The sequence below is a fragment of the Ferrimonas sediminicola genome (assembly GCF_005116715.1).
GTDB lineage: Bacteria > Pseudomonadota > Gammaproteobacteria > Enterobacterales > Shewanellaceae > Ferrimonas > Ferrimonas sediminicola.
Genome location: NZ_SWCI01000049.1, coordinates 1 through 255, shown reverse-complemented (window position 1 = coordinate 255; position 255 = coordinate 1). Strand labels below are relative to the sequence as shown.

1 rRNA gene is annotated in these 255 nt (G+C 52.2%); it reads left to right on the top strand.

Annotation, left to right across the window (positions count from 1 at the left end):
* A 23S ribosomal RNA gene (locus FCL40_RS18480) occupies positions 1-255 on the top strand; the annotation flags it as partial.

Sequence of the window (255 nt, the reverse complement as noted above, 5' to 3'; positions counted from 1 at the left end):
GACAGCCAGGATGTTGGCTTAGAAGCAGCCATCATTTAAAGAAAGCGTAATAGCTCACTGGTCGAGTCGGTCTGCGCGGAAGATGTAACGGGGCTAAACTAGACACCGAAGCTGCGGATGCACACTTGTGTGCATGGTAGAGGAGCGTTCTGTAAGCGGTTGAAGGTGTGTCGAGAGGCATGCTGGACGTATCAGAAGTGCGAATGCTGACATGAGTAACGTTAAAGCGGGTGAAAAACCCGCTCGCCGGAAGAC